We start from the raw sequence: 24,746 nt of genomic DNA on the forward strand, positions 1-24,746 counted from the left end.
GGGGGTTTTTTAACTTAAAACATCCCAACAGATACTAACGAAAGGCTTTGTTCTTTAAAGTCTGCATGGATATTTCCTACCCCCCAAAAAGACTTGACCCTTTGCTTAAAATTAAATTTGATTGTGCTAGTGGGTTCGTGCTATAGTGCAGAATTAATTAAGGGTTATAAAGAGAGCATCAACTAGAAAAAACAAGTAGCTATAACAAAGATCAAGTTCAAAAAATCATAGAGCTTTTAGAGCAAATCAATCGCGCTCTTAACCAAAGAAAAACCAGAAAAACCATAGGAATTATCACACCTTATAATGCCCAAAAAAAATGCTTGCGATCAGAAGTGGAAAAATGCGGCTTCAAGAATTTTGATGAGCTCAAAATAGACACTGTGGATGCCTTTCAAGGCGAGGAGGCAGATATTATCATTTATTCCACCGTGAAAACTTGTGGTAATCTTTCTTTCTTGCTAGATTCTAAACGCTTGAATGTAGCTATTTCTAGGGCAAAAGAAAATCTCATTTTTGTGGGTAAAAAGTCTTTCTTTGAGAATTTGCGAAGCGATAAGAACAATATCTTTAGCGCTATTTTGCAAGTCTGTAGATAGGTAATTCATTTCCAAAGATAACCATCAGACATTTCGCTTCAAAACACTTTCATAAATCTCTCTAAAGCGCTTTTTATAATCAACACAATACCCTTTATAATGTGAGCTATAGCCCCTTTTTGGAATTGAGTTATTTTATTAGCGTTACAATTTGAGCCATTCTTTAGCTTGTTTTTCTAGCCAGATCACATCGCCGCTCGCATGAAATTCCACTTTAGGGAATACGCACGTATTGCTTTTAAGGGTGTATTTTTGTTGCAAATATTCAACAATAGCATCGCCAGAATGGATGAGTAGAGGGGGCGTTGGAAGGGCAAAATGCCCCATAAAATAGCCCTCAATTTTTTGAGCGATTAAGGGAAAATGCGTGCAACCTAAAATGATCACTTCAGGTAAAATCTCTAAGGGAGTGAAATAATAACGCATGCAAGTTTCTAACAATTCGCCCTCTAAAATACTTTCTTCAATCAAAGGCACAAAAAGAGAAGTAGCTAAATGCGAAACGTTCAAATAGCCTTGTTGTTTCAGGGCGTTGTCATAAGCGTTAGATTGAATCGTCGCTTTTGTCCCTAGCACTAAAATAGGGGCGTTTTTATCTTTCACTTGCCGCTTGATCGCTAAAATGCTTGGCTCAATCACGCCCACAATAGGGATTTTGGAATGCTTTTGCATCTCTTCTAAAGCCAGAGCGCTCGCTGTGTTGCATGCCACAATCAATAATCCAATCTGGTGCGGTTTGAAAAAATCCAAAGCCTCTAAGCCAAATTGCTTGATCGTGGTGGGGTCTTTAGTGCCATAAGGCACTCTAGCACTATCGCCATAATAGATGATTTCATCAAACAATCGTGCTTTTAAAAGGCTTTTTAAAACGCTAAACCCTCCCACACCGCTATCAAAAACGCCTATTTTCATGACACTATTTTAATTTAATGGGATTAATTAGGGATTTTATTTTTCATTCATTAAATTTAAAAATTCTTCATTGTCCTTAGTTTGTTGCATTTTAGAATACACAAAGCTTAAGGCTTCTATGTCATCCATTTGTTGCATCACATTCCTTAAAACCCACACTTTAGTCAAGCGGTCTTTGCCAAGCAAGATATTATCTTTTCGTGTGCCGGATTTTAAAATATCAAAGGCCGGGTAAATGCGCCTGTCTGCAATATTCCTCGCTAAAACGATTTCGCTATTCCCGGTGCCTTTAAATTCTTCAAAAATCACCTCATCCATTCTAGATCCCGTTTCAATCAACGCCGTAGCGATAATCGTCAAGCTCCCGCCTTCTTCAATATTCCTTGCGGCCCCAAAAAAGCGCTTAGGCCTGTGCAAGGCGTTCGCATCCACGCCCCCACTTAAAACCTTACCGCTTGAAGGCGTTACAGCGTTATACGCTCTGGCTAAACGGGTGATAGAATCCAATAAAACCACCACATCCTTACCCATTTCCACTCGCCTTTTAGCCCTCTCTAAGACTAATTCAGCGATTCTTATGTGGTTATTGGCGGGCAAATCAAAAGTGGAGCTAAAAACTTGACCCTTAACGCTTCGTTGCATATCCGTAACTTCTTCAGGGCGCTCATCCACTAAAAGGATAATCAGCTCCACTTCAGGGTGGTTAGAAGTGATGCCTTGGGCGAGTTCTTTCATCAGTTCCGTTTTCCCAGTTCTTGGTGGCGCAACGATCAAAGCCCTTTGACCTTTCCCCACAGGGCTGAATAAATCCAGCATCCTGCCGGTAACTTTAGTGGGTTCGTATTCTAATTTGATTTGTTCATCAGGGAATAGGGGGGTTAGATTGTCAAACAAAGGGCGGTTTTTGATCTCATCTGAAGGCAAGTAATTGATGGCTTCTATTTTTAAAAGGGCGTAGTATTTTTCTTGATCCTTGGGGGATCGCACTTGACCGGTAACAATATCGCCATTCCTTAAAGCAAAACGCCTGATTTGAGAAGGGCTAACATATGTGTCGTTATGCCCGTCCGAAAAACTCCCATCAAACCCCCTTAAAAAGCCATAGCCATCAGGCATGATTTCTAAAATCCCAGTAAAAAGAATGTATCCGCCTTGCGTAACTTGGGTTTTTAAAATTTCAAACATCAAGTCTTGTCGTTTGAACTCTTGGGGGTTTTCCACTTTGAGCTTGTTAGCGATTTCTAAAAGCTTTTCAGTAGGGTAGGTGCGTAAATCTTCAATGTGATAACCGCTCACTGGCGTGTGCGTTTTGACTTTGTGCGAACTTTTGTGCGTAGGCGCGTTTTCGTTCATTAAATTTCCTTTTAATTAAAAAGAGGTTTCTAGTTGTTTCAATTAAGATAAAAATACAAAAAGCTAAAGCATTCTTAAAGAATTAGTGTAATCAAAAGATGCTAATAAGTGGCGCATGCCACAAGCGTTGAATTTCGTAATGCTTCGCTATGCTATCATAATTTTTTTAACAAAGTCAAATTTTATTTTAACTTTAGAGTGGTTTTAATTTATTGTTACTTATGCTATAATTTTAAGTTTAAATTTAAAAATAAAGGATACTTGATGAAAAAAGGCATTCACCCCGAATATATCCCATGCAAAGTTACTTGCGTGACTAGCGGGAAAGAAATTGAAGTTTTAAGCACCAAACCTGAAATGCGTATTGATATTTCTAGCTTTTGCCACCCTTTCTATACCGGTAGCGATAAAATCGCTGACACTGCAGGGAGAGTAGAGAAATTCAAGCAACGCTACAACTTGAAGTAACTCTTTTAAAAAGCGTGGCTTTTTGTGCTGTATTTTTTGCCCACTCCTATAGGTAATCTCGCTGACATTACGCTACGCGCCTTAGAAGTTTTAGAGCGTTGCGAGGTTTTTTTATGCGAGGATACAAGGGTGAGTAAGAGGCTGTTGCACTTGCTTGCAAAAAACCCTATTATTAGCCATTCTTTCCCTAATATTGCGGCTAAAAAAAGGGAGTTTATCGCCTTCCATTCACACAACGATCAGGAATTTTTAAACCAAATAAAGCCTTCTTTTTTTGACAAAGAAATCGCTGTGATGAGCGATGCAGGCATGCCAAGTTTGAGCGATCCAGGCATGAGTTTAGCCGCTTACGCTTTAAAACACAATATCCAATACGATGTTTTGCCCGGGGCTAATGCACTCACTACGGCGTTTTGCGCGAGCGGGTTTTTAGAAGGGCGGTTTTTTTATGCTGGCTTTTTACCCCATAAGAGTAAGGAAAGGCGTTTTAGGATTATTAAAATTTTAAACGCTTTAGCGTATTTAGAAGAAAAAACCCCGGTGGTTTTTTATGAAAGCCCGCACCGATTGTTAGAGACTTTAAAGGATTTAAACGATTTGGCTCAAGGCATGCATTTGTTTGCGGCTAAAGAGCTTACCAAACTCCACCAGCAATATTATTTAGGAGAAATTTCTCAAATCATAGAGCGGTTGCAAAAAAGTAATATCCAAGGGGAGTGGGTTTTAGTGCTTTTGAATGAGAAAAAAATAGAGCCTTGCATGGGGCTATCGGCGTTATTGGAGTTGGATTTGCCTCCTAAAATTAAGGCTAAAATTCAAGCCGCTATGACACAAAAAAACGCTAAAGAGCTTTATTGCCAGCGTTTGTCAGAAGAAAAAAATCAATGCGATTAGAAAGAGGTTTAGCATGCAAGCAGTGGTTTATGGCAAGCAGGTGATTACGCGCCTTCTAAACTCCCATCATGAAAAGTTGCAAGAAATCTATCTTTCCAAAGAAATAGACAAAAAGCTTTTTTTCGCGCTCAAAAAAGCATGCCCAAATATCATCAAAGTGGATAATAAAAAAGCGCAAAGCTTGGCTAAAGGGGGGAATCATCAAGGGGTTTTAGCTAAAGTGGAACTGCCCTTAGCGGTCTCTTTAAAAGAAATTAAAAAAGCTCAAAAACTTTTGGTGCTTTGTGGCATTACGGATGTGGGGAATATTGGGGGTATTTTTAGGAGCGCGTATTGCTTAGGAATGGATGGCGTTATTTTAGATTTTGCTAGAGAGTTTGCTTATGAGGGGATTGTGCGATCCAGCTTGGGGCTTATGTATGATTTGCCTTTTAGCGTTGCGCCTAACACGCTGGATTTAATCAATGAATTGAAAACGAGCGGGTTTTTATGTTTGGGTGCGAGCATGCAAGGCTCTAGTCAAGTGGAAAATCTATCCTTAAAAAAATGCGCTCTTTTTTTGGGGAGCGAGCATGAGGGGTTGTCTAAAAAAATCCTTGCTAAAATGGACACTATATTAAGCGTAAAAATGCGAAGAGATTTTGATTCGCTCAATGTGAGCGTGGCAGCAGGGATCTTAATGGATAAAATCAACTAGGTGGTCAATTGAATGGAACAGAATAAAAAAAGTTTAGAAAATTTAGATCTTTCTGATGTTCAAAATATTTCTAAAGATATTTCTGGCGCGGCATTAGAAGAATTATCGCTTAAAAATTTAGATAAAAATTTGCAGATTTTAAAAGAAGTTGGAGTGGCAGAAATTTGCAAAGCGACTAAAATCGCTTCTAAAAATATCCATTCTATCTTGGAAAAACGCTATGAGTCTTTATCAAGGGTGCATGCTAGGGGTTTTATACAGATTTTAGAGCGCGAGTATAAAATTGATTTGAGCGCATGGGTGAAAGAATTTGACAAAGTGTGTGTTTTTAAAGAGGGCGTGGGAGAAGAGCAAAAACAAGAAACAAGCCCTGAAGAAACAGCAAAAAAACCCCTTAAGGTTGAATTGGATTACAGCATCAATCAAGCCAATACTTCATTATCCAAAAAGTCTTCCAAATGGAAACCCTTTGTTATCGTTTTAGGGGTGGTTGTCATTATTTTAGTGGTCGTTATCATTCAAAACAGCTCTTCTTTAAAAGAAGAGAGAGAGCAAGAAAGCGCTATTAAGCCCGACACCAAAAATAGTTCTTTCAATGAAGTTAGTCCTACAGAAGAAAAAAAGTTAGAGCCAACGCCTAAATTAGAAGAAAAACCAAAAGAGCAAGACAAGCAAGGCAAAGAAGCGATCAAAGAAAATCCTAATACCATTTACATTATCCCTAAACGAGATATTTGGGTAGAAGTGATTGATTTAGATGAGAAGAAAAACTCTTTTCAAAAGGTTTTTAAAAAAAGTTATCCTTTAGAGGCTAAAAACCACCGCTTGTTGTTACGCTTTGGGCATGGGCATCTTATTCTTAAAAACAACCATCAAGAACAAGATTATAACGACAGCAAAACTAGGCGGTTTTTATACGAGCCAAATAAAGGCTTAACGCTCATCAATGAGGCCCAATACAAAGCGCTCCAGCAATGAACAAGCTTTTTTTAGCTTTTATTGTTGGGGGAATGCTTTTAAACGCTGATGCTTTAAACGATAAGATTGAGAATTTAATGGGGGAGCGATCCTACCACATGAACAAGCTTTTTTTAGAGCGTTTGTTTAAAAATCGTAAGGATTTCTATGAAATGGGGCGTTTGGATTCCTTGAAACTACTCAACACCCTCAAAGAAAACGGGCTTTTATCGTTTAATTTTGACAAGCCAAGCATGTTGAAAATCACTTTCAAGGCTTCAAGCAATCCCCTAGCGTTTGCCAAAAGCATCAATAATTCTTTGAGCATGATGGGGTATTCGTATGTTTTGCCTATTAAAATGCAAAGTTCTTCAGGCGAGAATGTTTTTTCATACGAGCTTAAAACGGAATACGTTTTAGACCCTAACATTTTGATAGAGACGATGAAAAGGCATGGTTTTGATTTTATAGATATTAGACGGGTGTCTTTAAAAGAGTGGGAATACGACTTTGCCTTACAAAAGATCAAGCTCCCTAATGCGAGAGCCTTAGTTTTGAGCAGCGATCCTGTGGAGTTTAAGGAAGCGAGTGGGAAATACTGGCTGAGCGTGAATCAAAACGCGTATTTAAAAATAAGCTCTAATAACCCTTTGTGGCAACCCAAAATCATTTTTTATGATGAAAACTTAAAGATCATTCAAATCATTGCTAAAGAAAACAGACAACAAGAAATCGCTCTTAACTTGCTTGATGGCGTGCGTTTTATCCATATCACTGACGCGAAAAACCCTATCATTTTAAAAAATGGGATTAGCGTGGTTTTTGATGCGATGCCTTAAGTAGGGGGTAACCCTTATTTAATTGATTGGAATATAAGAAAATCCGCTTTCAGGCTTAAAAAAAGAGCCTTAATAATAGCGATCCACCCAATATTTACCCAAAAAAATCTTTTGTATCACACAGCCCACCAATAGATCAGCTCCCGCTTCTATAAAAAAGACAGCCCACCAATTAATAAAACCAAACCATACAAAAAATAAATGCGCTGGTAAAGCGCCAAGCAGTAGTGAAATACCGCTCACAATAGAAATTCCAAAGCGGGTTTTAAAGATTTTACCTTTTTTGCCAAACGCCATGTCTGCTACAAATTCCCCACTAAAAGAAATCAAAAAACCACCCAATCAAATGTTCAGGCATCAATAACCAAGCAACTGCACTACTTCTATTAACCGCTGTAATGACAAAAAGTGAGAAAAAATACACGCTTGCAGATGCAAAATGCCTGCCCCTATTCCTTAAAGACCAATTCCTAGAAAAGCGGCTTTTGATTTTTTCATATATAACCATGGGATTTCTTTCTTTTTTAAAATACCATTAGACCTAACTTTTGTATTGTAAAATAAGAATGCTTTCATTCAATATGTTGAGCATGATGATTGTCTTTTTATATTCAAACAAAAGGAGAGAGATAGCAGATTGGTAACACAATGATGTTTTTTATATTATTTTACAAACTATGTAAAATATCCGCTTTTTTCTAAAATGATAGCAAGTGGTGAAAAATTTGGCTTTGTTTTTATTGAGCGTTGGTTATCAAATCTAAAAAGTATTGCATTTTTTTAAAGATTGGATAATAGAGAGCCTGATTTTATCAAGCGGTATTTTTTAAAGCGGTCTTTAGGGGATTTTAGTTGTAGGGGGCAATTATTTCAAAACACCCCTTATTTCCTTAAGAGAATGAGTTTAAAATAAAGTTTAAAAACACAATTTTTAAAAATTAAAGAACCAGTTATCAATATTTTATTAAGGCAAAGTTTTTTATAGAGCTAATTCATGCCCTCCACAAACGAGCCAAGCGACATCAATTTTTGATAGCGGTTGTCAAGGAAATGAGGGTCTTGTTGGATAGTCCTTAGAGCGTCTAAAAAATACTCTTTGATCGTGTTGGCGGCTGAAAATTTGTCTCTATGAGCCCCTTTGCTAGGCTCTAAGATAATATCATCAATAAGCCCCGCCTCCTTTAAATCTCTAGGCGTGATTTTCATCGCTTTAATAGCCACTTCAGTTTTGCTAGGGTCATCCCAAAGAATCGCCGCACAACCTTCTGGGGATATAACACTAAAAATGGAATATTCCATCATAGCCAACTTGTCAGCTACCGCAATCGCTAACGCGCCACCACTGCCCCCTTCACCGATAATGATAGAAATAGTAGGGACTTTTAAAGAGGCGAACTCTTGGAGGTTTTTAGCGATCGCTTCACTCTGACCTCTTTCTTCTGCGCCAATCCCCGGATACGCCCCGGCTGTATCTACAAGCATTAAAATAGGTAAATTAAATTTTTCAGCAAACTTTGCCATTTTCAAAGCTTTACGATAGCCACAAGGGTTAGGCATGCCAAAATTTCTTAAGAGCTTGTTTTTAGTCCCTCTGCCTTTTTCTTCTCCGATCACCACAACCGGGACATTATCAATTTTCCCTATAAAGCACACGATCGCTTTATCATCGTTATAGTGCCTATCGCCAAAGACTTCATATTTATCTTTTAAGATGAGATCAATGTAATCCATAGCGTAGGGTCTGTCAGGGTGTCTTGCTAATTGGAGTTTTTGAAAGTCTGTGAGATTGGAGTAAATGGTCTTAACTTCTTTATCCAATCTTTTTTCTAAGATTTCTTTAGCGTCCTCATCGCCTCTAATGAGAGCTAGTTCAATTTCATTTTGAATCTCTTTAATATGATTTTCAAAATCTAAATAGATCGCCATTCACAAAATCCTAAATTAAAACTAGGCTTTTTTGAAAATCACAACACCATTAGTGCCACCAAAACCAAATGAGTTACTCATCACCGCATCCACTTGCTTTTCTCTGGCTGCATTAGGGATATAATCCAGATCGCATTCTGGGTCAGGCGTTTCTTGGTTAATGGTGGGAGGTAAGATCCCTTGATTCATAGCCATGATAGAAATAACGGCTTCTAACGCGCCCGCAGCGCCCAAGCAATGCCCAATCTGCCCTTTAGTGGAGCTAACAGGAGGGACTTTTTCTTTAGAGCCAAACACATTTTTTAGAGCGATGCTTTCATATAAATCATTATAATGCGTGCTAGTCCCATGGGCGTTCACATAGCCTACTTCCACTTTCGCCATTTCTAAAGCCATTTTCATGGCTCTAAAAGCCCCTTCACCCTCAGGGGCTGGGGCTGTGATATGGTTAGCATCGCCGCTCTCGCCATACCCGGCAAATTCTGCATAAATTTTAGCCCCTCTTTTTTTCGCGCTCTCGTATTCTTCAAGCACTAAAGCCCCAGCGCCTTCGCCCATCACAAAGCCATTGCGATCCTTATCAAAAGGTCTTGAAGCTTTTTTAGGCTCATCATTCCTTGTAGAAAGGGCTTTAATGCTCGCAAACCCTCCAATCCCTACAGGACAAATGGTGGATTCTGCTCCCACGACTAGCATTCTATCAGCCCCATTAAGCAAAATGGTTTTAACGGCTTCAATAATCGCATGAGTGCCTGCTGCACAAGCCGTTACGCTAGAAAGGTTAGGCCCTTTAATGCCAAACTCAATGGAAGTGAAACCTCCAATCATGTTCACTAACGCAGAAGTGATAAAAAAGGGATTGACTTTTCTAGGACCTTTTTCAAAACAAAAAATAGAATTCGCTTCAATATTGCCTAACCCGCCAATCCCAGAGCCAGAGCTTACACCCATGCGATTTGCCAATTCTTCGGGGCATTTATTGTGAGCGTCTAAAATCCCACTATCTTTCATCGCCTCTCTTGTGGCTTTCAAGGCTAATTGAATGAAACGACCTGCCTTTTTAACATCTTTGGGATTCATCACCTCTGTAGGGTCAAAGTCAGTGATTTCTCCAGCGATACGCACAGGAAACGCACTCGCATCAAAACTTTCTATCATTTTGATACCGCATTCCCCTTTAGCGATCGCTAAAAAAGAATCTTCTTTATTTAAACCTAGCGAATTGATCATTCCCATTCCAGTTACTACAATCCGACGCACCAATAGCTCCTCATTTCAAAACTTTAATTCAATAAAACTAGATTTTAGCTAAAGCTAAATTTTTGACTAAAACCTGGAGACAAACGCTCCAAGTTAAAAAAAGATTAAGCCAGTTTATTGTCCTCAATATACTTCACCACATCGCCCACATTGACGATTTTTTCCGCTTGCTCATCAGGAATTTCAATGTTAAACTTTTCTTCTAACGCCATGATCAATTCCACGACATCTAAAGAGTCCGCACCCAAATCCTTCACAAATTCCGCCTCTGGGGTAACTTGCGCCGCATCCACATTCAACTGCTCAGCAATAACTGCCTGAATATCTTCAAATAAAGCCATGATTAAAACTCCCTTGTTTTGTAAAAATTAAATCCAATCATCATTGGAGCGTTTATTTTTGCTCCAAAACATCTAAAATCCTATACAACAAATAAATTACAATGAGAAACAATATTAAGTAAATAATCCCCATTTGACAATAACCTCTTTGTTTTAGAATAACCTCATAATGGTAGCATGATTTTTGCTACTTACAAACTTTTATCGCTAAAAGAATGTTTAGGACTACATATAAAGCCCGCCATTGACCTTGAGAGTCTCCCCGGTGATATAACTAGAGTGATCGCTCAAAAGAAACGCTACCGCTTGCGCCACTTCCTTAGCAGACCCTAGCCTGTTTAAAGGAATGTTTTTAACATAATCCGCTTTGAGTTCGTCTTTCAAATTAGCGTTCATGTCGGTTTCTATAAAGCCTGGCGTTACAGAGTTGAAACGAATGTTCCTTAAAGCTCCCTCATAAGCAAAGGATTTGCTCATCGCAATCATCCCCCCCTTACTCGCTGAGTAGTTTGTCTGCCCCATATTGCCTCTTTCACCAATGATAGAAGCGACATTAACCACGCTCCCAAAACGACTCTTACTCATCACCTTTAAAGCCTCTCTGCAACCTATAAAAGCTGAAGTGAGATTATTGTCTATGACATGGTGAAAATCTTCTGTCTTCATTTTGATGGCTAATTTATCGCGCACCACACCAGCGTTATTCACCAAATAAGACAAACCTCCATCGCTTTGAACAATGGTTTGTATCGCTTCAACAAAATCGCTTTCAGAAGTCGCATCAAATTTAATAACGGCCGCTTTATAGCCTTTTTCTTCAAGCTCATTTTTCAAAGCGTCAGCCACTTCAGCATTACTGCGGTAATTGATCCAAACTTTCAGCCCCATAGAAGCGAGAGTTTTGGCGATTTCGGCCCCAATGCCTTTAGAAGCTCCAGTAATGAGAACATTTTTCCCTGTGAATTGCATTATTCAATAATCCTTAAATTTTAAATTTGTTCAAGTTCTTATAGTCTTGATTCATAACGCCTTAACATGTAAAGACGCTTTAAGACCTTCTTTTTAGCGCTGATTTTTTGTTTTTTGCGTTTTTCAGTTTTAGACTCAAAGAACCTTCTAGCGCGGCATTCTGTTACCACTAGATTGCGATCGGTTTGCTTTTTGAATCTCCTGTAAGCTTCATCAAACGCATCGCCTTCTCTAACCTTAATCCCTGGCATACTGCTATCACCTCTTTTCCATAGCTTAAAATCATTGCTTAACAATGGCTACAAACGAAATAATATTATATAAGACAGATTAACCGATTGTCAAGAATTTTCACTTTTTTCTAGCGATTTTGTTAATAAGGTTATAAGGATCAAAGGCGACCGTCATATACACTTGGTAAGATTCTGACCAAGGCAAGCTCCTATCAAAGCCCCCACGCATCGCATTAAGCACGAAATTGATTCGAACGGACGCGAAGTCGTTTTTCCAATTGTAATAAAAATCAAAACGATTGTATAAATTGGCTTGAAAGAATGGCACACCACGATAAATAGGCGTGGGGCAATAAGAAGGCGTGCAATACATTTCAACATATTGGTATTGGTTATAAAAAGGCATTTCTGGGGTTTTAGCGAAATAAAATAAATTGTGTATTCCAAAGCCTTTGTATTGGATCTCCACATCAAATTGCCCCCCCACGCTATTCATAAAAGGCACATTTTTGTGAATTTGCCTCAATCGGCTTAATTCAGAAACCATGCCAAAACTGGCATCGAGCTTTTCCATAAAGGGGGCGATGTCTAAAAGGCTTGTCCCTATGTAAGCGTTAAAATAAAGGCGATCCATAAGATAAATATTATTGCTATCAATCGCCTTTTTTTCATTAAACTGCATGCCATCAGCCCCATTCAAAAGGTATTTGTCTTCGTTGTGGAACAAGACAAAATACCCTCCAATACCCAATAAATCCTTAAAGAAATTATAAGCGACAGAGCCGTTCATTTGAAACCTGTCCATTGCATTCCCATAAGGGTTTCTCCCGAATTTACAAGTGTTATAACAATTGCCTCCAAACCAATCTAGCATGAATTCCGCATGCCCATAATAGGGTTTTGAAGGCGAATAATGGTTTTGAAACTGCAATAAAAACCCTCTAGCGTTGGGGTCTATAAACCAATAATAGGGGGCAAAAATATTCAAACCATACCTCCCTAAGAGATTTTTTCTAGGAAAGATCCCTCCATAAAAAGTAAAACGCTTTCCCCTAGCCTTATAATACATCGTAGGCCCCCAACGATAGGGAAAATTAGTGCTGTAATTATGGAAGTTTTGAAAGAAATACGCCCCCACAGTCAGGCTTTGCTCCACACCTCTTGTATAAAATTGGATTCCAAAATTTGGAGTCAAACGGGTTTTAAGATTGGTGTTAGTATTGACCCAATAAGGCGTTGAGCCTTCATGATCCATGATAAACATATTAAAACCCAGATTGTATTTAAAAATATTCCAATCAAAAGCATGCGAATTAACGGCTAGCAAACAGACTAGAGAAGAACGTTTTAAAAAGGTGTTGATTGCCACTTGTTACCCCTATGTCATCATTATTTTTGATAAAAAAGCTTATCTTGTAACCAATGGGTATTCTAGCACATCTAAAAATATTTTTCTTTAGATTTAATATTAAAATAGCGCTTATTTCATGTTAGAATAGCCGCTATGATGTTACAACATACTAACTAAAAAAGGAAATTTTAATGGAATTAGGAAATAAAAATATAAAACCCGGTCGTAAGCGTGTCGCTGTAGATGAGTTGAAACGCAATTTTTCAGTGACTTTTTATCTCTCTAAAGAAGAGCATGATGTTTTGAGACGCTTGGCTGACGAAGAAGTAGAAAGCGTCAATTCTTTTGTCAAACGCCACATTTTAAAAACGATCATTTACAAAAAAGGCACTAACCAAGATTCTTCTATCAATTGTGATTCTTCTAGTAGGCTTTAAGCCTACTTTAAGGTATTGGCTCTTTAAGAGCAACACCCACTAGAGCATTTGGTTTTAATCCCTACCGATGAGCGATCCATCAAGCAAAACCCTTTCCCTTCCAAATAGCGTTTCGCATCAAACCCGGCCACAAACAAGCCTCCAGCAAATAACGCCAAGTCTTTAACCACTAACCTTCCAGCCCCAGAAAGCCACGGGAAATGCTGATTGACAAACACTTCTGGCGTTGTGAATAAAAAAGATAGGGTCGTGATCGTCATTCCAGCGACAAGCAAGCCACCAATCACGCCCATTAAAGGCATCCAAAGCCCTAAAAGCACCAAAATGCCTAGGATCATAATCGTGATCCCTAAAGCTTCAGCCACTAAATAAGTGCGGTTTTCTTTATGCCATTCTTTGTTTTCAACGATTTTAGGGTCATCTTGCATTTCTTCTTGCATGGATTGGGATTCAGACATTTTGTGTTGTTTGTATGCGGGTTTTTCAAATTTATACATGAAAGAAAAGAAAGGGGAGTTAGCCACAAAAGGGGCGATCCCTTCAGCCTCGTAAGGCACAAACTTAAGCCCTCCAATCCAAATAAAAATGATGAAAATAGCTATATGCATCAAATAGCCGCCTAGATTCTGGAGTTTTGTGATCAATTCAAGCAATGATTTTAACGCTTGCATGGTTTTATTCCTTTAGGATATTTTTTATATTGCTAAAAACAGCCTAGAAATGATAGCGCATTATGTTTAATTACGACAAAATCATTACCATTACAAGAAATAACGATCAAAAACCCTCATGCCCAAAACACTCATGCCAATATAACGCACGATTCCTTTATAAAAAATTTCATCATTTTTTAAAGAAAGCTCTAAAGATTCGTTGCTTTTAGGGATGAGAGTGGCTTTTTTAGGCGTGTTATAAAAAATGCGTGAGGCGATAAAAACCGCTGCCATGCCTGTCCCACAAGCTAGCGTGAAATCTTCAACCCCCCTTTCATAAGTTTGTAAAAAAATCGTCTCTTCATTTTCTATAAAAGCGATGTTAATATTAGCGTTAAACGCATGCCTTAAAGCCCTTAATTCCAACATGTTAAGGGAATTTAACCCCTCTTTATTTTTCACAAATCCCACTAAATGCGGCACTCCTGTATCTATGAGGTAGAAAGTAGGGATATTTTCTAAAACGCTGTTATTAGTAAAAAATTTTTTGCATCTTAAGGCGGGTATGGTGTCTAGGATTTTGTAGTTACCGAGATTGCTCTCTATGATATTGGGTTCTTCTATGCAAATAGAAATCTCTCTTTTTCCGGCTAAAAAAACATGCTCTTTAGAGGCTATGGCATGTTGGTAGGCAAATAACCCCACGCAACGGCTCGCATTCCCGCACATGCCAGCTTTAGAGCCGTCTGAATTGTAAAAATCCCATTCGTAGTCATAATCTTTACTCGGTAAGACGACCACAAGCCCATCAGCCCCAAAACCTTCATGCCTATGGCACACCTGTTTGGCTAAATTGGAAAAATCTTTTTTTTTGAAGCTTTGCGTGATTAAAAAATCATTCCCGCTCCCTGAATATTTGTAAAACACCATTAATACAAGCCTTTTTGATTTTAATTATAAGTTAAAAGAAATTTTTTATCCTTAAAAGAGTGTTTTTTAGCTAACATTTGATAATTTTTGGTTCAGTTTAATGGGGATAATTTCATGAAAGCTCAGTATTTCTTTTGGATTCTTTTTTTGATTGGTTTTTATTGGATGATCTATCTGTATCAGGATTTTTTAATGGATGCGCTGATCGCTGGGCTTTTGTGCGTGGGGTTTTTTCAAGTGAAAGTTTTTTTAGATAAGCGTTTTTTCAATGTTGTCAGTTCGTTTTTATGCGTTTTAATTTTAGCGAGCGTTTTGATCGTGCCGTTGTATTTTATTGTTTATAAAAGTTCTAATATCATTTTTGAAATCAATTTTGAAAAATTTTCAGCCCTAATCAAATGGCTTAAGGGGACAATCACTGAAAATTTATCGCATTTTCCTGCCATTCATGATGGAGTGAGCAAGTTTTTAGAAAATTTTAGCGCCGCTTCAATCACGGGCTATTTGTTGAAAGTGAGCAGTTATATTGGGAAATACAGCTTGAAACTCGTTACAGACGCTTTATTTATCTTGGGGTTATTGTTTTTCTTTTTTTACTATGGGGAGAAATTTTATCGTTATTTTTTAGGGGTCTTGCCTCTTGGAATGAATCAAAGTAAAAAGATTTTTGAAGAAGTGGCTGGGATTTTACGCATCGTGCTTTTAACTTCTCTCATCACGGTTATTTTAGAGGGCGTGGCGTTTGGGACGATGATAATATGGTTTGGGCATGACGGCTGGTCTTTGGGGATTTTATACGGCCTGGCGTCTTTAGTGCCGGCTGTTGGAGGGGCTTTGATTTGGATCCCTATAGCGATTTATGAGCTTTATCATGGGCATGTGAATGAGGCTATTTTTATCGTTTTGTATTCCATTTTGCTAATTGGTGTGTTGATTGATAGCGTGATCAAGCCAATTTTAATCGTTTTTATCAAAAAAAGAATCTTTAAAACCACCCTTAAAATCAATGAAATATTGATTTTCTTTTCTATGATTGCTGGGATTTCACAATTTGGTTTTTGGGGGATTATCGTAGGACCTACTATCACGGCGTTTTTTATTGCGCTACTGCGATTGTATGAAAATTACTTTATTCAAAAGGAGCAAAAAACATGCGAATGTTGAATAAAAATAACGCATGTATTCACATGCCAATCACGCAAAATAATGACAATGAAAAGTAAAAAATGCGGACATTATCCACTCTTTCATTCCGCCGGCAAGAACGCTTAAAAATTAAGCCAATGGAGTGGGCTTGCTTTGAAATTATAATATAAATCTAATGCAAAGAATGTTGAATAACTAAAAAGCACAGAAAAAGATCAATTAGTGTTTTGAATCACACAAAGAGAAGCCCACGCATTTTCCGACCCCGCAAAGCTATTACAAAAGAAAAGGACCTTAATTCTTTAAACTCTTTTGCTAATCCTACCATAAAATCCATTCAGCGCGCTAAAACACCCTAACGCATAAAAAAGGGCTTATACATGGTTAAGGTGGAGCTTTTGAAACATTTGTTTTTTGACAAGCTATTCAGTGGGTTTTTAGGGGAGTTAGTCGCTTGCGACCCACTAACGACGACAAAAGCGAGAGAGCCATTTGTCTTTTAACCCTTAAAATCTTGATCATTCTAACGCGCCAATCCAAACGTAAAAAATAAGAATACTAAAGAGCAAAAAGCTTCGCTATTTATTGCCTAAAGCGCATTAAACACCACCACGGCTATGAAACCAATGACTAACGAGTTATTAATAGGATTACAAAACGCGCTAAAAATAACAGCCTTTTCAAGGGATAAGTAAAACTTAGCCTTAAGGGAGTGGTTTCATTTTTTATAGCGGATCAAAGGATAAGAGCAGTTTTTGCATAAAGGTTCTAACGCTTCGCCCTTTAAAAAATGGGTTTTGATAGCCATAGCTTTTTGGCTCTTTAAGACATCTTTTAGGGGCGTATGGTTTAAATCGCCAAGGTTGATATGAGCTTGCGTGTCCATGCAGCACGGCACGACAACGCCATTAGATAAAATAGCGACTTGCTTGATCAAGCCGTAACAATAGGGGATTTTTGATTCTTGGTTTAAAGGGTTTGGGGCGTTCAAATTCGGCCATTTAAAGGTCTTTTGGATATTCAAAAAACTTTTTTTAAACAGACGAGCGCGGCCTTGCGATTTTAGAGTCTCTAAAGAAACGCATTCAAAGCTTTCTAAAAAAGGCTTGATCAAATTCTGGTGTTTTTCAAGAGTGCTATCTTGAATGCGTAAATTCAAAAACACTTCGCTATTTTTTTCACATTTGTAGCGGCAAAATTCTAAAATTTTTTGGATATAGCGGTGTTGGTTGATTTTGTTATGATTGTCTAGCCCTGCGTCTAAAGAAATAGAAATTTGATAGATTGCATCTTGTAAAAGCGTCTCAAAATCGCGCAAATACGCCCCGCTAGTAACCAGATCCACTTTCAAAGAAAAGCGTTTAGCGGCGTTGAGATAGTGGTTTAAATTTTTGAGTTTGCAAGGATCGCCTAAGACATGAAAGGTGATGATTTGGGTTAAGGGGGCCGCTTCTTTACAAATTTTTTCAAACAATTCTAAAGGCATCACGCCTCTGATATTTTTGGGGTTAGGGCAAAAACCGCACTGCAACCCGCAAATATCGCTTAATTCTATATAGATTTTTTTAAAAGGTTTCTTGTTGGGTGTCAATTCTTATGAGAAAATAGTAACGAATAGAACTAGACATTGAAGCGAAAATGCAACACATCGCCATCTTGAACGATATAATCCTTACCTTCAATGCGTAACGCTCCCTTTTCTTTCGCTCCGGCTTCGCCCTTATAAGCGATAAAATCATCATAACTGATGGTTTCAGCTCTAATAAAGCCTTTTTCAAAATCCTTATGGATCACCCCAGCAGCCACAGGCGCGCTAGAACCTTTTTTAATCGTCCATGATCGCACTTCCTTGACTCCAGCGGTAAAGTAATTGATCAAGCCTAATTCTTTAAAACTCAAACGAATGGTCTTTTCTAGCCCGCTTTCTTCTACGCCCAAACTTTGCAAAAATTCTTTGACTTCATCTCCACTCATAGAAACCATTTCTTCTTCCAATTTAGCGCACAAGGCGACAAACTCGCTATTTTGCTCTTTCGCATGGTTTTTGACTTTTTTAGCATGCTCGTTGAGAATATTTAAATCTTCTTCGCCCACATTAGCGACATAGATCATTTTTTTATGGGATAAAAAACGCAATTCCTTGTCCAACTCCAAAAAAGCCTCGCTCGTGTTTAAGGGGAAAGTTTTTGCCGGTTTTAATTCTTCTAGATGCGTTTTTAAACTCAAGGCGCATTCTAAAAGATTTTTAGCGTCTTTTGAGCCTTTTAGGGCTTTTTGCAAGCGATCGATCCTTTTATCTAAAGTGGCAATATCCGCTAAAATCAACTCCAATTCAATGGTTTCTATATCATTTAGGGGGTCAATTTTATCGTTCACATGCGTGATATTATCATCTTCAAAACAGCGCACCACTTGCAAGATCACTTCGCATTCCTTGATATTGGCTAAAAACTGATTGCCCAAGCCCTCCCCCTTGCTCGCCCCCTTAATCAATCCGGCAATATCCACAAATTCCACTACAGAATGCAAAATGCGTTCAGGCTTTACGATTTGAGCCAACGCATCAAGCCGCCTGTCAGGCACATTCACGACGGCTTTATTGGGTTCAATGGTGCAAAAAGGGTAATTCGCGCTCTCTGCATTCTGGGTTTTAGTGAGTGCGTTAAAGGTGCTGGATTTGCCCACATTAGGCAAACCCACAATGCCTACAGACAAGCCCATTTCAAGCCTTTTTCAAAAACTCTTCCACAAAAGCTGTGCAAGCTCTCACGCCAGCCCCACTCGCTCCAAAGCTATTCACATCCCATTCTTTTTCCACATAAGCAGGGCCTGCAATATCAATGTGTAGCCACTTATCTTTAAATTCATCTCTAATAAATTCATTTAAAAACAAGCCCGCTGTGATCGCACCGCCATAGCGTGAAGAAGAAATATTGCACACATCAGCGATTTTAGATTCAATCAATTTCTTTAAATGGCGGTTAAAGGGGAGTTTAGCTAATAATTCGCCGGATTCTAACCCTGAAGTTTCAAAGAGATTTTTCAATTCTTCATTATGCCCCATGATCGCTGAAGTGAATTCGCCTAAGCCTACAACGCATGCCCCAGTAAGGGTCGCAAAATCCACGATCACATCAGGGCTTAAATCTTGAGCGTAGCTCAAACAATCCGCCAAGACCAAACGCCCTTCAGCGTCAGTATTGCGGACCTCTATGCTTTTGCCTTCTTTGGAGATTAAAATATCATCTGGTTTATAAGCAGCCGGGCCTATCATGTTTTCTGTAGCCCCAATAATGCCATGCACTTCAGCTTCCACGCCCAGTTTGGCTAATGCGTTTAAAAGCCCAATCACCGCAGAGCCACCGCCTTTATCCGCTTTCATGGTAACCATGTAATCGGCCGGTTTCAAGCTCAAACCTCCGCAATCATAAGTCAAGCCCTTGCCCACTAAAGCGATTTTTTTCTTCGCTTTTTTAGGTTTATAGACTAAATGGATCAAGCGGGGGGGATTGACAGCGAGAGAGGCTTTATTGACCGCTAAAAAGGCGTTCATTTTCTTTTCTTCTAAAAATTTTTCGTCATGGACATGGATTTCTAAATGGTTTTCTTTAGCCACTTTTTGCGCCACTTCAGCCATATAAACAGGGGTGCCAATCATAGGGGGGGTATTGACTAGATCTTTAACGATATTCAAGCTTTCTGTCATGATTTCAGCGTATTTTAAAGCTTCTTTAGCGTTCTTTTCTAAAGAATTCGTGCAAGTTTTTTCGCATGGTTTGTGCAATTCTAAGGCGACAATGGCTTCTTTTAAAACGCTTTCTTTTTTGTTGGATTTAAAAGTGTCGTATTCATACAAGCCTAATTTCAAGCCCAAAAACAGCGCTTTCAAGTTTTCTAAAAGCACATTATCTTTAGAATGTGCGCCGCAAGTATAAACGCCCACTTTAACGCTTTTAAAAGCGAGTTTTTTAAGGGTGCGAACGGCTAAACATGCGCCCTCTCTCAATAAATGCACATCATCTTCTTTAACGCCCACATACAGGATTTTATTTTCTTGGTCTAAAAACGCGCCTTCGCCTTCGTATTTAAAGGTTTCTAACAATTTTTTATTTTTGACCCAAGCATGATCAAAATCCTTATTGATAATAAAAACTAAACTGCATTCAGCTTTCGCGTTTTCAAAAGTGGTTTTTTCTAATTTGATTTTTAACATAAAGTCTCCTTTTTTAATTTCATATCTTTCAAGAATTGTATTGCGCTCTAGCGGTTTTTCTTACTATAGTATTGGAAATACCATAAAACCAACGCCAAGAAAGATACTAATAGTAATATTAGCGCATAAGGGTGTTTTTTAAGCCATTCTAACGCATGCAATAACTCTTCTCCTAAATACCACGCTAGAATAATGGTAATGCTCGCCCACACCATCGCACTAATGAGGTTGATGATAGCGAATTTTAAAGCGCTATAGCGCGTGAGTCCTATGCTAATGGGAATGATGGTACGCATGCCATACATGTAGCGTTGGATAAAAATGATAAACCAGCCATGTTTTTGCAACAATAAATGGGCTAGGGCTAGTTTTCGGCGTTGTTTTTCTAGCTTTTTTTGGATGTAAGCTTTATTGGTGCGGCCGATGTAAAAATAGATCTGATCCCCCACAAAGCCCCCAATCCCTGCGACTAAAATGGCTAACCCTAAATGCATATGACCGGTATAGCTGGCAATCCCTGCTAAAATTAACCCAATTTCGCCTTCTAAAATGCTCCACCCAAATAAAATGAGATACCCCCAAGTCGCTGCATGCTGATTCCATAAGTCAATGATGTATTCTTCCAAAATTCACCCTTATTCTAGCACTCTAACAAACAAAAGGTTTTCACGCGTTCTTCTAAAAGTTGGATACCCGGTAATTCTTTTAACCCTATCAAAAAGCATGCTTCTATGCATTCGGCTTGTAGGGCTTTGATAAGCTCAAGGCTCGCTAAAGCTGTGCCTCCAGTGGCTAATAAGTCATCAATTAACACCACTCTTACCCCCTTAACCCCCCTAAAAGCGTCAGAGTGGATTTCTATGCTGTCGCTCCCGTATTCTAAACTATAGTTTTGAGAGAGGGTGTGCGCGGGGAGTTTGCCCTTTTTCCTCACAGGCACAAAACCCACCCCAAGCGCATAAGCTAAAGCAGAGCCTAAAATAAACCCTCTCGCTTCAATGCCCACGATAAAGTCTATATTGAGAGCGAGATAGCGTTTTTTGAGCGCGTCAATGAGTTTGTTAAAGAGTTTAGGGTAGTTGAGTAGCGTGGTAATGTCTTTGAATAAAATCCCTTTTTTAGGGTAATCTTTCACTTCTCTGATGCTTTGTAAAAGTTCTTCTTTGAGCGTTTCATTCATTTTGATATCCTTTAATATAACGGATTGGTTGTAGAATTTTGATTTATTATAGCGTTTTTAAAGGAGAGCTTCTATTTTTTGCTCCAATTCTTTAATACGATTTTTATATTTATCCGATTCGCCTTTGTATTCAGAGTTACGCTGTTTAAGGGCTTTTAGTTCTGTTTTTAACGAGCTCATTTCTTGGGTAAGAATATCAATATTGCCTAAAGCCCTTTGGAGTTGCAACTGGTGTTTTTGGATCAAAATTTCAGCTTCTTGTAAGGTGAGCTTCATGGACGCGTTGGTGCGTTCTTGCCGTTTAGCCACGGTTTTAAAAAAGAAAGTGCGCACACCCATATAAAGGATAAAAACAACAGCGATAGTGATGATAAACCATTGGGTAAACATTCTGTTAAAATATCCTTTTTAGCGAAACGATGTAATTATACTACATTAGGTTGATGATTTCAGCGATTCATCTAGTTTTTGGATGCGCAACACATGACGGCCTTGTTCAAATTCTGTAGAGAAAAACGCTTCTAAAATGCTTTCTGTTACGCCAATACCGCTAATCTTTTCACCCAAGCACAAGACATTAGCGTTATTGTGCAAGCGAGTCATTTTAGCCATGTAAGCATCAAGGCACAAAGCGGCTCTAATACCCTTAAAGCGATTAGCGCCCATGCTCATGCCTATCCCTGTGGCGCACACCAAAATACCATAGCTTTGCGCATTTTCTAAAACCTTTTGGCACACTAATTTGGCGTAATCAGGGTAATCCACCCTTGTAGTGGGTAAGAAAGCTTGGATCTTAAAACGCTTGTCTTCTAAAAAATGTTTAACAAATTCTGCAAGATGCAACCCTGCATGATCGCTTCCTATAAAAACTTGAGCGGTATTTAAGGGCTTATTCATCAGCTCTCCTTGATAAAAGATTAAGAAAGGAGTAAGGAAAATAAAAATCTTGTGGGCGCATGGATAAAAAACTCCGATAAAGGGGGGATAAATAAGAATATTAATACAATCAACAAGCCGTAGCGTTCCATTTTAGAAAACCATTCCAATAAAAACGCGCTTTTAAAATGCAACGCTAAAAAGCCTAACGCTTTGGAGCCGTCTAAGGGGGGGATAGGGAGGCTATTGAAAACGCCCAAGACAAGATTATAGAGAATGCCTTGAATGAGAAAGGTTACTAACGCAAGCTGATAAAGATTCAATTCATCAACGCTTAAAGCGTTGATCCCTAGTTTTTGAAAACTCCAATGCGTGATGAAAGCGAGCAGAACGGCCAGAGTGAAATTATAGATCACCCCGGCTAAACTCACCACTACGCATGCTAGAGAGCCTTTTTGAGAGACAATGTAGCGCATATCCACAGGCACGGGTTTGGCCCACCCAAATAAAAAGGGGGCTTGAAAAATGAGTAACAGAGCCGGTAAAAGCACCGATCCCATCATGTCTAAATGCCTGATAGGGTTTAAACTCAAACGCTTGGCGTCTTTAGCGCTCCTGTCCCCGAATAAAAACGCGCTCAAGCCATGCATGATTTCATGCCCTATGATAGCGATCAAAAGGGCTAGGATTTTCATTAAGGTGGTAATAACACTTTCTAAAGAGAAATCAAAAAATTGCACAAAAAACCTTAACGCGTTGCGTTTTCTTTTTTAATGATTTTTTCTAAGCCTTCAACGCTTTTAAACATGCGTTCCCAACGCACCAAATAGCGTTTTTTGGGGTTATTTTCTGCATCCACTTCTAGGCTGTTTTTTAAACTCAAACTGAAATAAACAAACCATGGCGAACCCACGATGTTTTTATAAGCCACACTCCCCCAAAAGCGCGAGTCGCTAGAATTGTCCCTATTATCGCCGATCATGAAAAATTCATCGTGATTGATTTTCTTATAAAACACCTTTTCGCCCTCCATTTGAATGAGTTGCATGCTGATATTAGCCTCTGCACCTTGAGTGGCTAACTGCTCCATTAAGTGGAAAGTTTCATTGTCTTTTTGGTAATGGATGCCTGGATGCTTACTTTTATAAGGGTTTAAAACAAAAATTTTACCCATAAATTCTTTAGTCATGGCGTTAGGGTAATGTTTAGCAATGTAATCTTTATCGTTGCCGCTCTCAAAGGGGTGCAAATAAAACCCCTCATTAGTGAATAGCACCTCATCGCCCCCAATGGCAAAATTCCTTTTGACATAGTAAGATTTTTTTTCATGGGGAGGGATAAACACCACCACTTCGCCACGCTTAGGGCGATCCCCCTCTATCAAATGCCCGTTATTTTTAAAATCAGGCATAACGGGAAGCTCAATCCATGGGATTTTAGGAATGGGGATGCCGTAAGAAAATTTTTTGACAAAGAGCATATCGCCCTCATAGAGCGTGCCAACCATAGATCGAGAGGGGATGATGAAAGCTTGCGCGATAAAAAAGATAACCAACAGCACGATAACAATCGTCCCCACCCAGCTGGAGCAAAATGCATAAACAGAGCGTAAAAATTTCATTTAAAATCCCTTCCTTTGTTGTTTTTCAAAAGCGATTAGAGTGTTTTCTAAAAGCGAGACAATCGTCATAGGCCCCACTCCTTTAGGCACAGGGGTGATAAAACCGGCAACTTTTTGAGCGTTGGTAAAATCCACATCGCCCACGATACGCCCATCGTTCAAATGATTGATCCCAATATCCACCACTACAGCCCCTTTTTTTAACATGCTCGCTTTAATCAAATCAGGCTTACCCACGCCCACGCAGACAATATCAGCATTTTTGGTGTAAAAACTAATGTCTTTAGTCAAAATATGGCACACGCTCACGCTAGCCCCAGCGTTTAACATGAGCATGCTTAAAGGTTTTCCAATGATATTGCTCGCCCCAATAATCGCCACATCCTTGCCTTTGATTCCAATATGATAATGCTCTAAAAGACGCATCACGCCCATAGGGGTAGCTGGCAGAAACGATTCCTTTTGGGTGCAGAGCTTGCCGATATTAAGGGGGTGGAAACCATCCACATCTTTGTTTGGGTCAATGGCTTCTAAAATCATTTTAGTATCAATGTGTCTGGGCAAAGGGAGCTGGACTAAAACGCCTGAAATATTTTGATCAGTATTGTAATCCTTAATCAAGGACAGCAATTCAGCTTCGGTAATGTTCTCTTTGAGGGTTTTTAAGTCAAAATCCATGCCCACCCTTTCGCATGCTTTGATCTTCATATTGACATAAGTGATACTAGCGGGGTCTTTTCCCACTAAAATCACGGCCAGTTTGGGGCGTTTATGCGTTTGTGTATGGATTATTTGGATTTTATGTTTCAAATCTTTTTCTATATCATAAGCTAACGCTTGCCCGTCTAATAAAACAACGCCCCTATTTGGCATGCCCATTTATCCTTTATA

29 protein-coding genes and 2 pseudogenes are annotated in these 24,746 nt (G+C 38.9%); 9 read left to right on the forward strand and 22 right to left on the reverse strand.

Translation table 11 applies throughout. From position 1 onward, the window contains the following. Window positions 1-14 precede the first annotated feature (14 nt). A pseudogene (locus H7O61_RS08105) lies at window positions 15-121 on the reverse strand (RNA-guided endonuclease InsQ/TnpB family protein); the annotation flags it as partial. Window positions 122-245: 124 nt separating this feature from the next. On the opposite strand from H7O61_RS08105, the gene H7O61_RS08040 reads away from it, so the two are divergent. Then, window positions 246-599, forward strand: coding sequence for a C-terminal helicase domain-containing protein (locus tag H7O61_RS08040; RefSeq protein ID WP_331459584.1), 354 nt, complete (start codon window positions 246-248; stop codon window positions 597-599). A gap of 144 nt (window positions 600-743) precedes the next feature. On the opposite strand, the gene murI is transcribed toward H7O61_RS08040, so the two are convergent. Together murI and rho are read right to left on the reverse strand one after the other, a co-directional pair. Next, complete coding sequence (murI, locus tag H7O61_RS02005) at window positions 744-1,511, reverse strand: glutamate racemase (RefSeq protein WP_165547743.1); 768 nt, start codon at window positions 1,509-1,511, stop codon at window positions 744-746. 36 nt (window positions 1,512-1,547) lie between these two features. Further along, window positions 1,548-2,864, reverse strand: coding sequence for a transcription termination factor Rho (gene rho, locus H7O61_RS02010; RefSeq protein WP_001004709.1), 1,317 nt, complete (start codon window positions 2,862-2,864; stop codon window positions 1,548-1,550). Window positions 2,865-3,128: 264 nt separating this feature from the next. Here rho and rpmE point away from each other — a divergent pair, with 264 nt between their 5' ends. From rpmE to H7O61_RS02035, 5 genes are read left to right on the forward strand one after another with little or no spacing between them, the layout of a single operon-like run. Beyond that, entirely contained in the window at window positions 3,129-3,332 is a 204-nt protein-coding gene (gene rpmE, locus H7O61_RS02015) for a 50S ribosomal protein L31 (RefSeq protein ID WP_000715278.1), read from the forward strand. A gap of 24 nt (window positions 3,333-3,356) precedes the next feature. Then, a complete protein-coding gene (gene rsmI, locus H7O61_RS02020) occupies window positions 3,357-4,226 on the forward strand; it encodes a 16S rRNA (cytidine(1402)-2'-O)-methyltransferase (RefSeq protein ID WP_187874993.1) in 870 nt (289 codons plus the stop codon). A gap of 13 nt (window positions 4,227-4,239) precedes the next feature. After that, window positions 4,240-4,923 carry a 23S rRNA (guanosine(2251)-2'-O)-methyltransferase RlmB gene (rlmB, locus tag H7O61_RS02025; RefSeq protein WP_187874994.1) on the forward strand — a complete coding sequence of 228 codons (684 nt, stop codon included), beginning with the start codon at window positions 4,240-4,242 and terminating at the stop codon, window positions 4,921-4,923. A 12-nt stretch (window positions 4,924-4,935) separates the two neighbouring features. Then, window positions 4,936-5,901, forward strand: a complete 966-nt coding sequence (locus H7O61_RS02030) for a hypothetical protein (protein ID WP_033599056.1) — start codon at window positions 4,936-4,938, stop codon at window positions 5,899-5,901. Beyond that, window positions 5,898-6,719: a hypothetical protein gene (locus tag H7O61_RS02035; protein WP_187874995.1), complete on the forward strand. Its 822-nt coding sequence runs from the start codon at window positions 5,898-5,900 to the stop codon at window positions 6,717-6,719. Before H7O61_RS02030 ends, H7O61_RS02035 begins: the two co-directional genes overlap by 4 nt. A 69-nt stretch (window positions 6,720-6,788) precedes the next feature. Here the strand turns inward: H7O61_RS02035 and H7O61_RS02040 are convergent. From H7O61_RS02040 to H7O61_RS02070, 7 genes and pseudogenes are all read right to left on the reverse strand, one after another. After that, window positions 6,789-7,227: pseudogene (locus H7O61_RS02040) on the reverse strand (hypothetical protein). Between the two features lie 479 nt (window positions 7,228-7,706). Beyond that, window positions 7,707-8,645: an acetyl-CoA carboxylase carboxyl transferase subunit alpha gene (gene accA / locus H7O61_RS02045; protein ID WP_001029400.1), complete on the reverse strand. Its 939-nt coding sequence runs from the start codon at window positions 8,643-8,645 to the stop codon at window positions 7,707-7,709. Window positions 8,646-8,666: 21 nt separating this feature from the next. Further along, the gene (locus H7O61_RS02050) at window positions 8,667-9,905 is read right to left on the reverse strand and encodes a beta-ketoacyl-ACP synthase II (protein WP_078244946.1); all 1,239 of its coding nucleotides are present in this window, start codon (window positions 9,903-9,905) and stop codon (window positions 8,667-8,669) included. Between the two features lie 104 nt (window positions 9,906-10,009). Next, window positions 10,010-10,246, reverse strand: a complete 237-nt coding sequence (acpP, locus tag H7O61_RS02055) for an acyl carrier protein (RefSeq protein WP_001163095.1) — start codon at window positions 10,244-10,246, stop codon at window positions 10,010-10,012. 225 nt (window positions 10,247-10,471) lie between these two features. Then, complete coding sequence (gene fabG, locus H7O61_RS02060; RefSeq protein ID WP_001160858.1) at window positions 10,472-11,215, reverse strand: 3-oxoacyl-ACP reductase FabG; 744 nt, start codon at window positions 11,213-11,215, stop codon at window positions 10,472-10,474. Between the two features lie 38 nt (window positions 11,216-11,253). Beyond that, window positions 11,254-11,466: a 30S ribosomal protein S21 gene (gene rpsU, locus H7O61_RS02065; RefSeq protein ID WP_001117778.1), complete on the reverse strand. Its 213-nt coding sequence runs from the start codon at window positions 11,464-11,466 to the stop codon at window positions 11,254-11,256. A 100-nt stretch (window positions 11,467-11,566) separates the two neighbouring features. Continuing rightward, window positions 11,567-12,817, reverse strand: a complete 1,251-nt coding sequence (locus H7O61_RS02070; RefSeq protein ID WP_187874996.1) for a hypothetical protein — start codon at window positions 12,815-12,817, stop codon at window positions 11,567-11,569. Window positions 12,818-12,990: 173 nt separating this feature from the next. Here H7O61_RS02070 and H7O61_RS02075 point away from each other — a divergent pair, with 173 nt between their 5' ends. After that, on the forward strand, window positions 12,991-13,236 hold the full coding sequence (locus H7O61_RS02075; protein ID WP_000418875.1) for a ribbon-helix-helix domain-containing protein: 246 nt from the start codon (window positions 12,991-12,993) through the stop codon (window positions 13,234-13,236). 23 nt (window positions 13,237-13,259) lie between these two features. On the opposite strand, the gene H7O61_RS02080 is transcribed toward H7O61_RS02075, so the two are convergent. Both H7O61_RS02080 and dapF read right to left on the reverse strand, forming a co-directional pair. Then, complete coding sequence (locus tag H7O61_RS02080) at window positions 13,260-13,907, reverse strand: YkgB family protein (RefSeq protein WP_187874997.1); 648 nt, start codon at window positions 13,905-13,907, stop codon at window positions 13,260-13,262. 90 nt (window positions 13,908-13,997) lie between these two features. Beyond that, window positions 13,998-14,819 carry a diaminopimelate epimerase gene (dapF, locus tag H7O61_RS02085; RefSeq protein WP_187874998.1) on the reverse strand — a complete coding sequence of 274 codons (822 nt, stop codon included), beginning with the start codon at window positions 14,817-14,819 and terminating at the stop codon, window positions 13,998-14,000. 114 nt (window positions 14,820-14,933) lie between these two features. Between dapF and H7O61_RS02090 the strand changes: the two genes are divergently transcribed. Together H7O61_RS02090 and H7O61_RS07840 are read left to right on the forward strand one after the other, a co-directional pair. After that, entirely contained in the window at window positions 14,934-15,983 is a 1,050-nt protein-coding gene (locus tag H7O61_RS02090) for an AI-2E family transporter (RefSeq protein ID WP_187874999.1), read from the forward strand. Between the two features lie 380 nt (window positions 15,984-16,363). Further along, a complete protein-coding gene (locus tag H7O61_RS07840; RefSeq protein WP_231623834.1) occupies window positions 16,364-16,468 on the forward strand; it encodes a DUF4241 domain-containing protein in 105 nt (34 codons plus the stop codon). Between the two features lie 215 nt (window positions 16,469-16,683). On the opposite strand, the gene H7O61_RS02095 is transcribed toward H7O61_RS07840, so the two are convergent. From H7O61_RS02095 to folD, 10 genes are read right to left on the reverse strand one after another with little or no spacing between them, the layout of a single operon-like run. Next, complete coding sequence (locus H7O61_RS02095) at window positions 16,684-17,556, reverse strand: radical SAM/SPASM domain-containing protein (RefSeq protein WP_187875000.1); 873 nt, start codon at window positions 17,554-17,556, stop codon at window positions 16,684-16,686. Window positions 17,557-17,585: 29 nt separating this feature from the next. Continuing rightward, window positions 17,586-18,686 (reverse strand): redox-regulated ATPase YchF, encoded by a 1,101-nt coding sequence (gene ychF, locus H7O61_RS02100; protein WP_187875001.1) that lies wholly within the window; start codon window positions 18,684-18,686, stop codon window positions 17,586-17,588. Window position 18,687: 1 nt separating this feature from the next. Then, window positions 18,688-20,178 (reverse strand): leucyl aminopeptidase, encoded by a 1,491-nt coding sequence (locus H7O61_RS02105; RefSeq protein WP_187875002.1) that lies wholly within the window; start codon window positions 20,176-20,178, stop codon window positions 18,688-18,690. Window positions 20,179-20,225: 47 nt separating this feature from the next. Further along, entirely contained in the window at window positions 20,226-20,804 is a 579-nt protein-coding gene (locus H7O61_RS02110; protein WP_000393402.1) for a DedA family protein, read from the reverse strand. Between the two features lie 14 nt (window positions 20,805-20,818). After that, window positions 20,819-21,358, reverse strand: coding sequence for an adenine phosphoribosyltransferase (gene apt / locus H7O61_RS02115; protein WP_079353972.1), 540 nt, complete (start codon window positions 21,356-21,358; stop codon window positions 20,819-20,821). Between the two features lie 57 nt (window positions 21,359-21,415). Further along, a complete protein-coding gene (locus tag H7O61_RS02120; RefSeq protein ID WP_000495091.1) occupies window positions 21,416-21,748 on the reverse strand; it encodes a hypothetical protein in 333 nt (110 codons plus the stop codon). Window positions 21,749-21,793: 45 nt separating this feature from the next. Next, window positions 21,794-22,255: a ribose 5-phosphate isomerase B gene (rpiB, locus tag H7O61_RS02125; protein WP_021177250.1), complete on the reverse strand. Its 462-nt coding sequence runs from the start codon at window positions 22,253-22,255 to the stop codon at window positions 21,794-21,796. Window positions 22,256-22,275: 20 nt separating this feature from the next. After that, window positions 22,276-22,974, reverse strand: a complete 699-nt coding sequence (locus tag H7O61_RS02130) for a site-2 protease family protein (RefSeq protein ID WP_025448760.1) — start codon at window positions 22,972-22,974, stop codon at window positions 22,276-22,278. A gap of 8 nt (window positions 22,975-22,982) precedes the next feature. Continuing rightward, window positions 22,983-23,855 (reverse strand): signal peptidase I, encoded by an 873-nt coding sequence (gene lepB / locus H7O61_RS02135; RefSeq protein ID WP_187875003.1) that lies wholly within the window; start codon window positions 23,853-23,855, stop codon window positions 22,983-22,985. Then, complete coding sequence (gene folD, locus H7O61_RS02140) at window positions 23,856-24,728, reverse strand: bifunctional methylenetetrahydrofolate dehydrogenase/methenyltetrahydrofolate cyclohydrolase FolD (protein ID WP_187875004.1); 873 nt, start codon at window positions 24,726-24,728, stop codon at window positions 23,856-23,858. It abuts the gene before it with no gap. Window positions 24,729-24,746 lie beyond the last annotated feature (18 nt).

The organism is Helicobacter pylori (assembly GCF_014496965.1).
GTDB classification, from domain to species: domain Bacteria; phylum Campylobacterota; class Campylobacteria; order Campylobacterales; family Helicobacteraceae; genus Helicobacter; species Helicobacter pylori_CZ.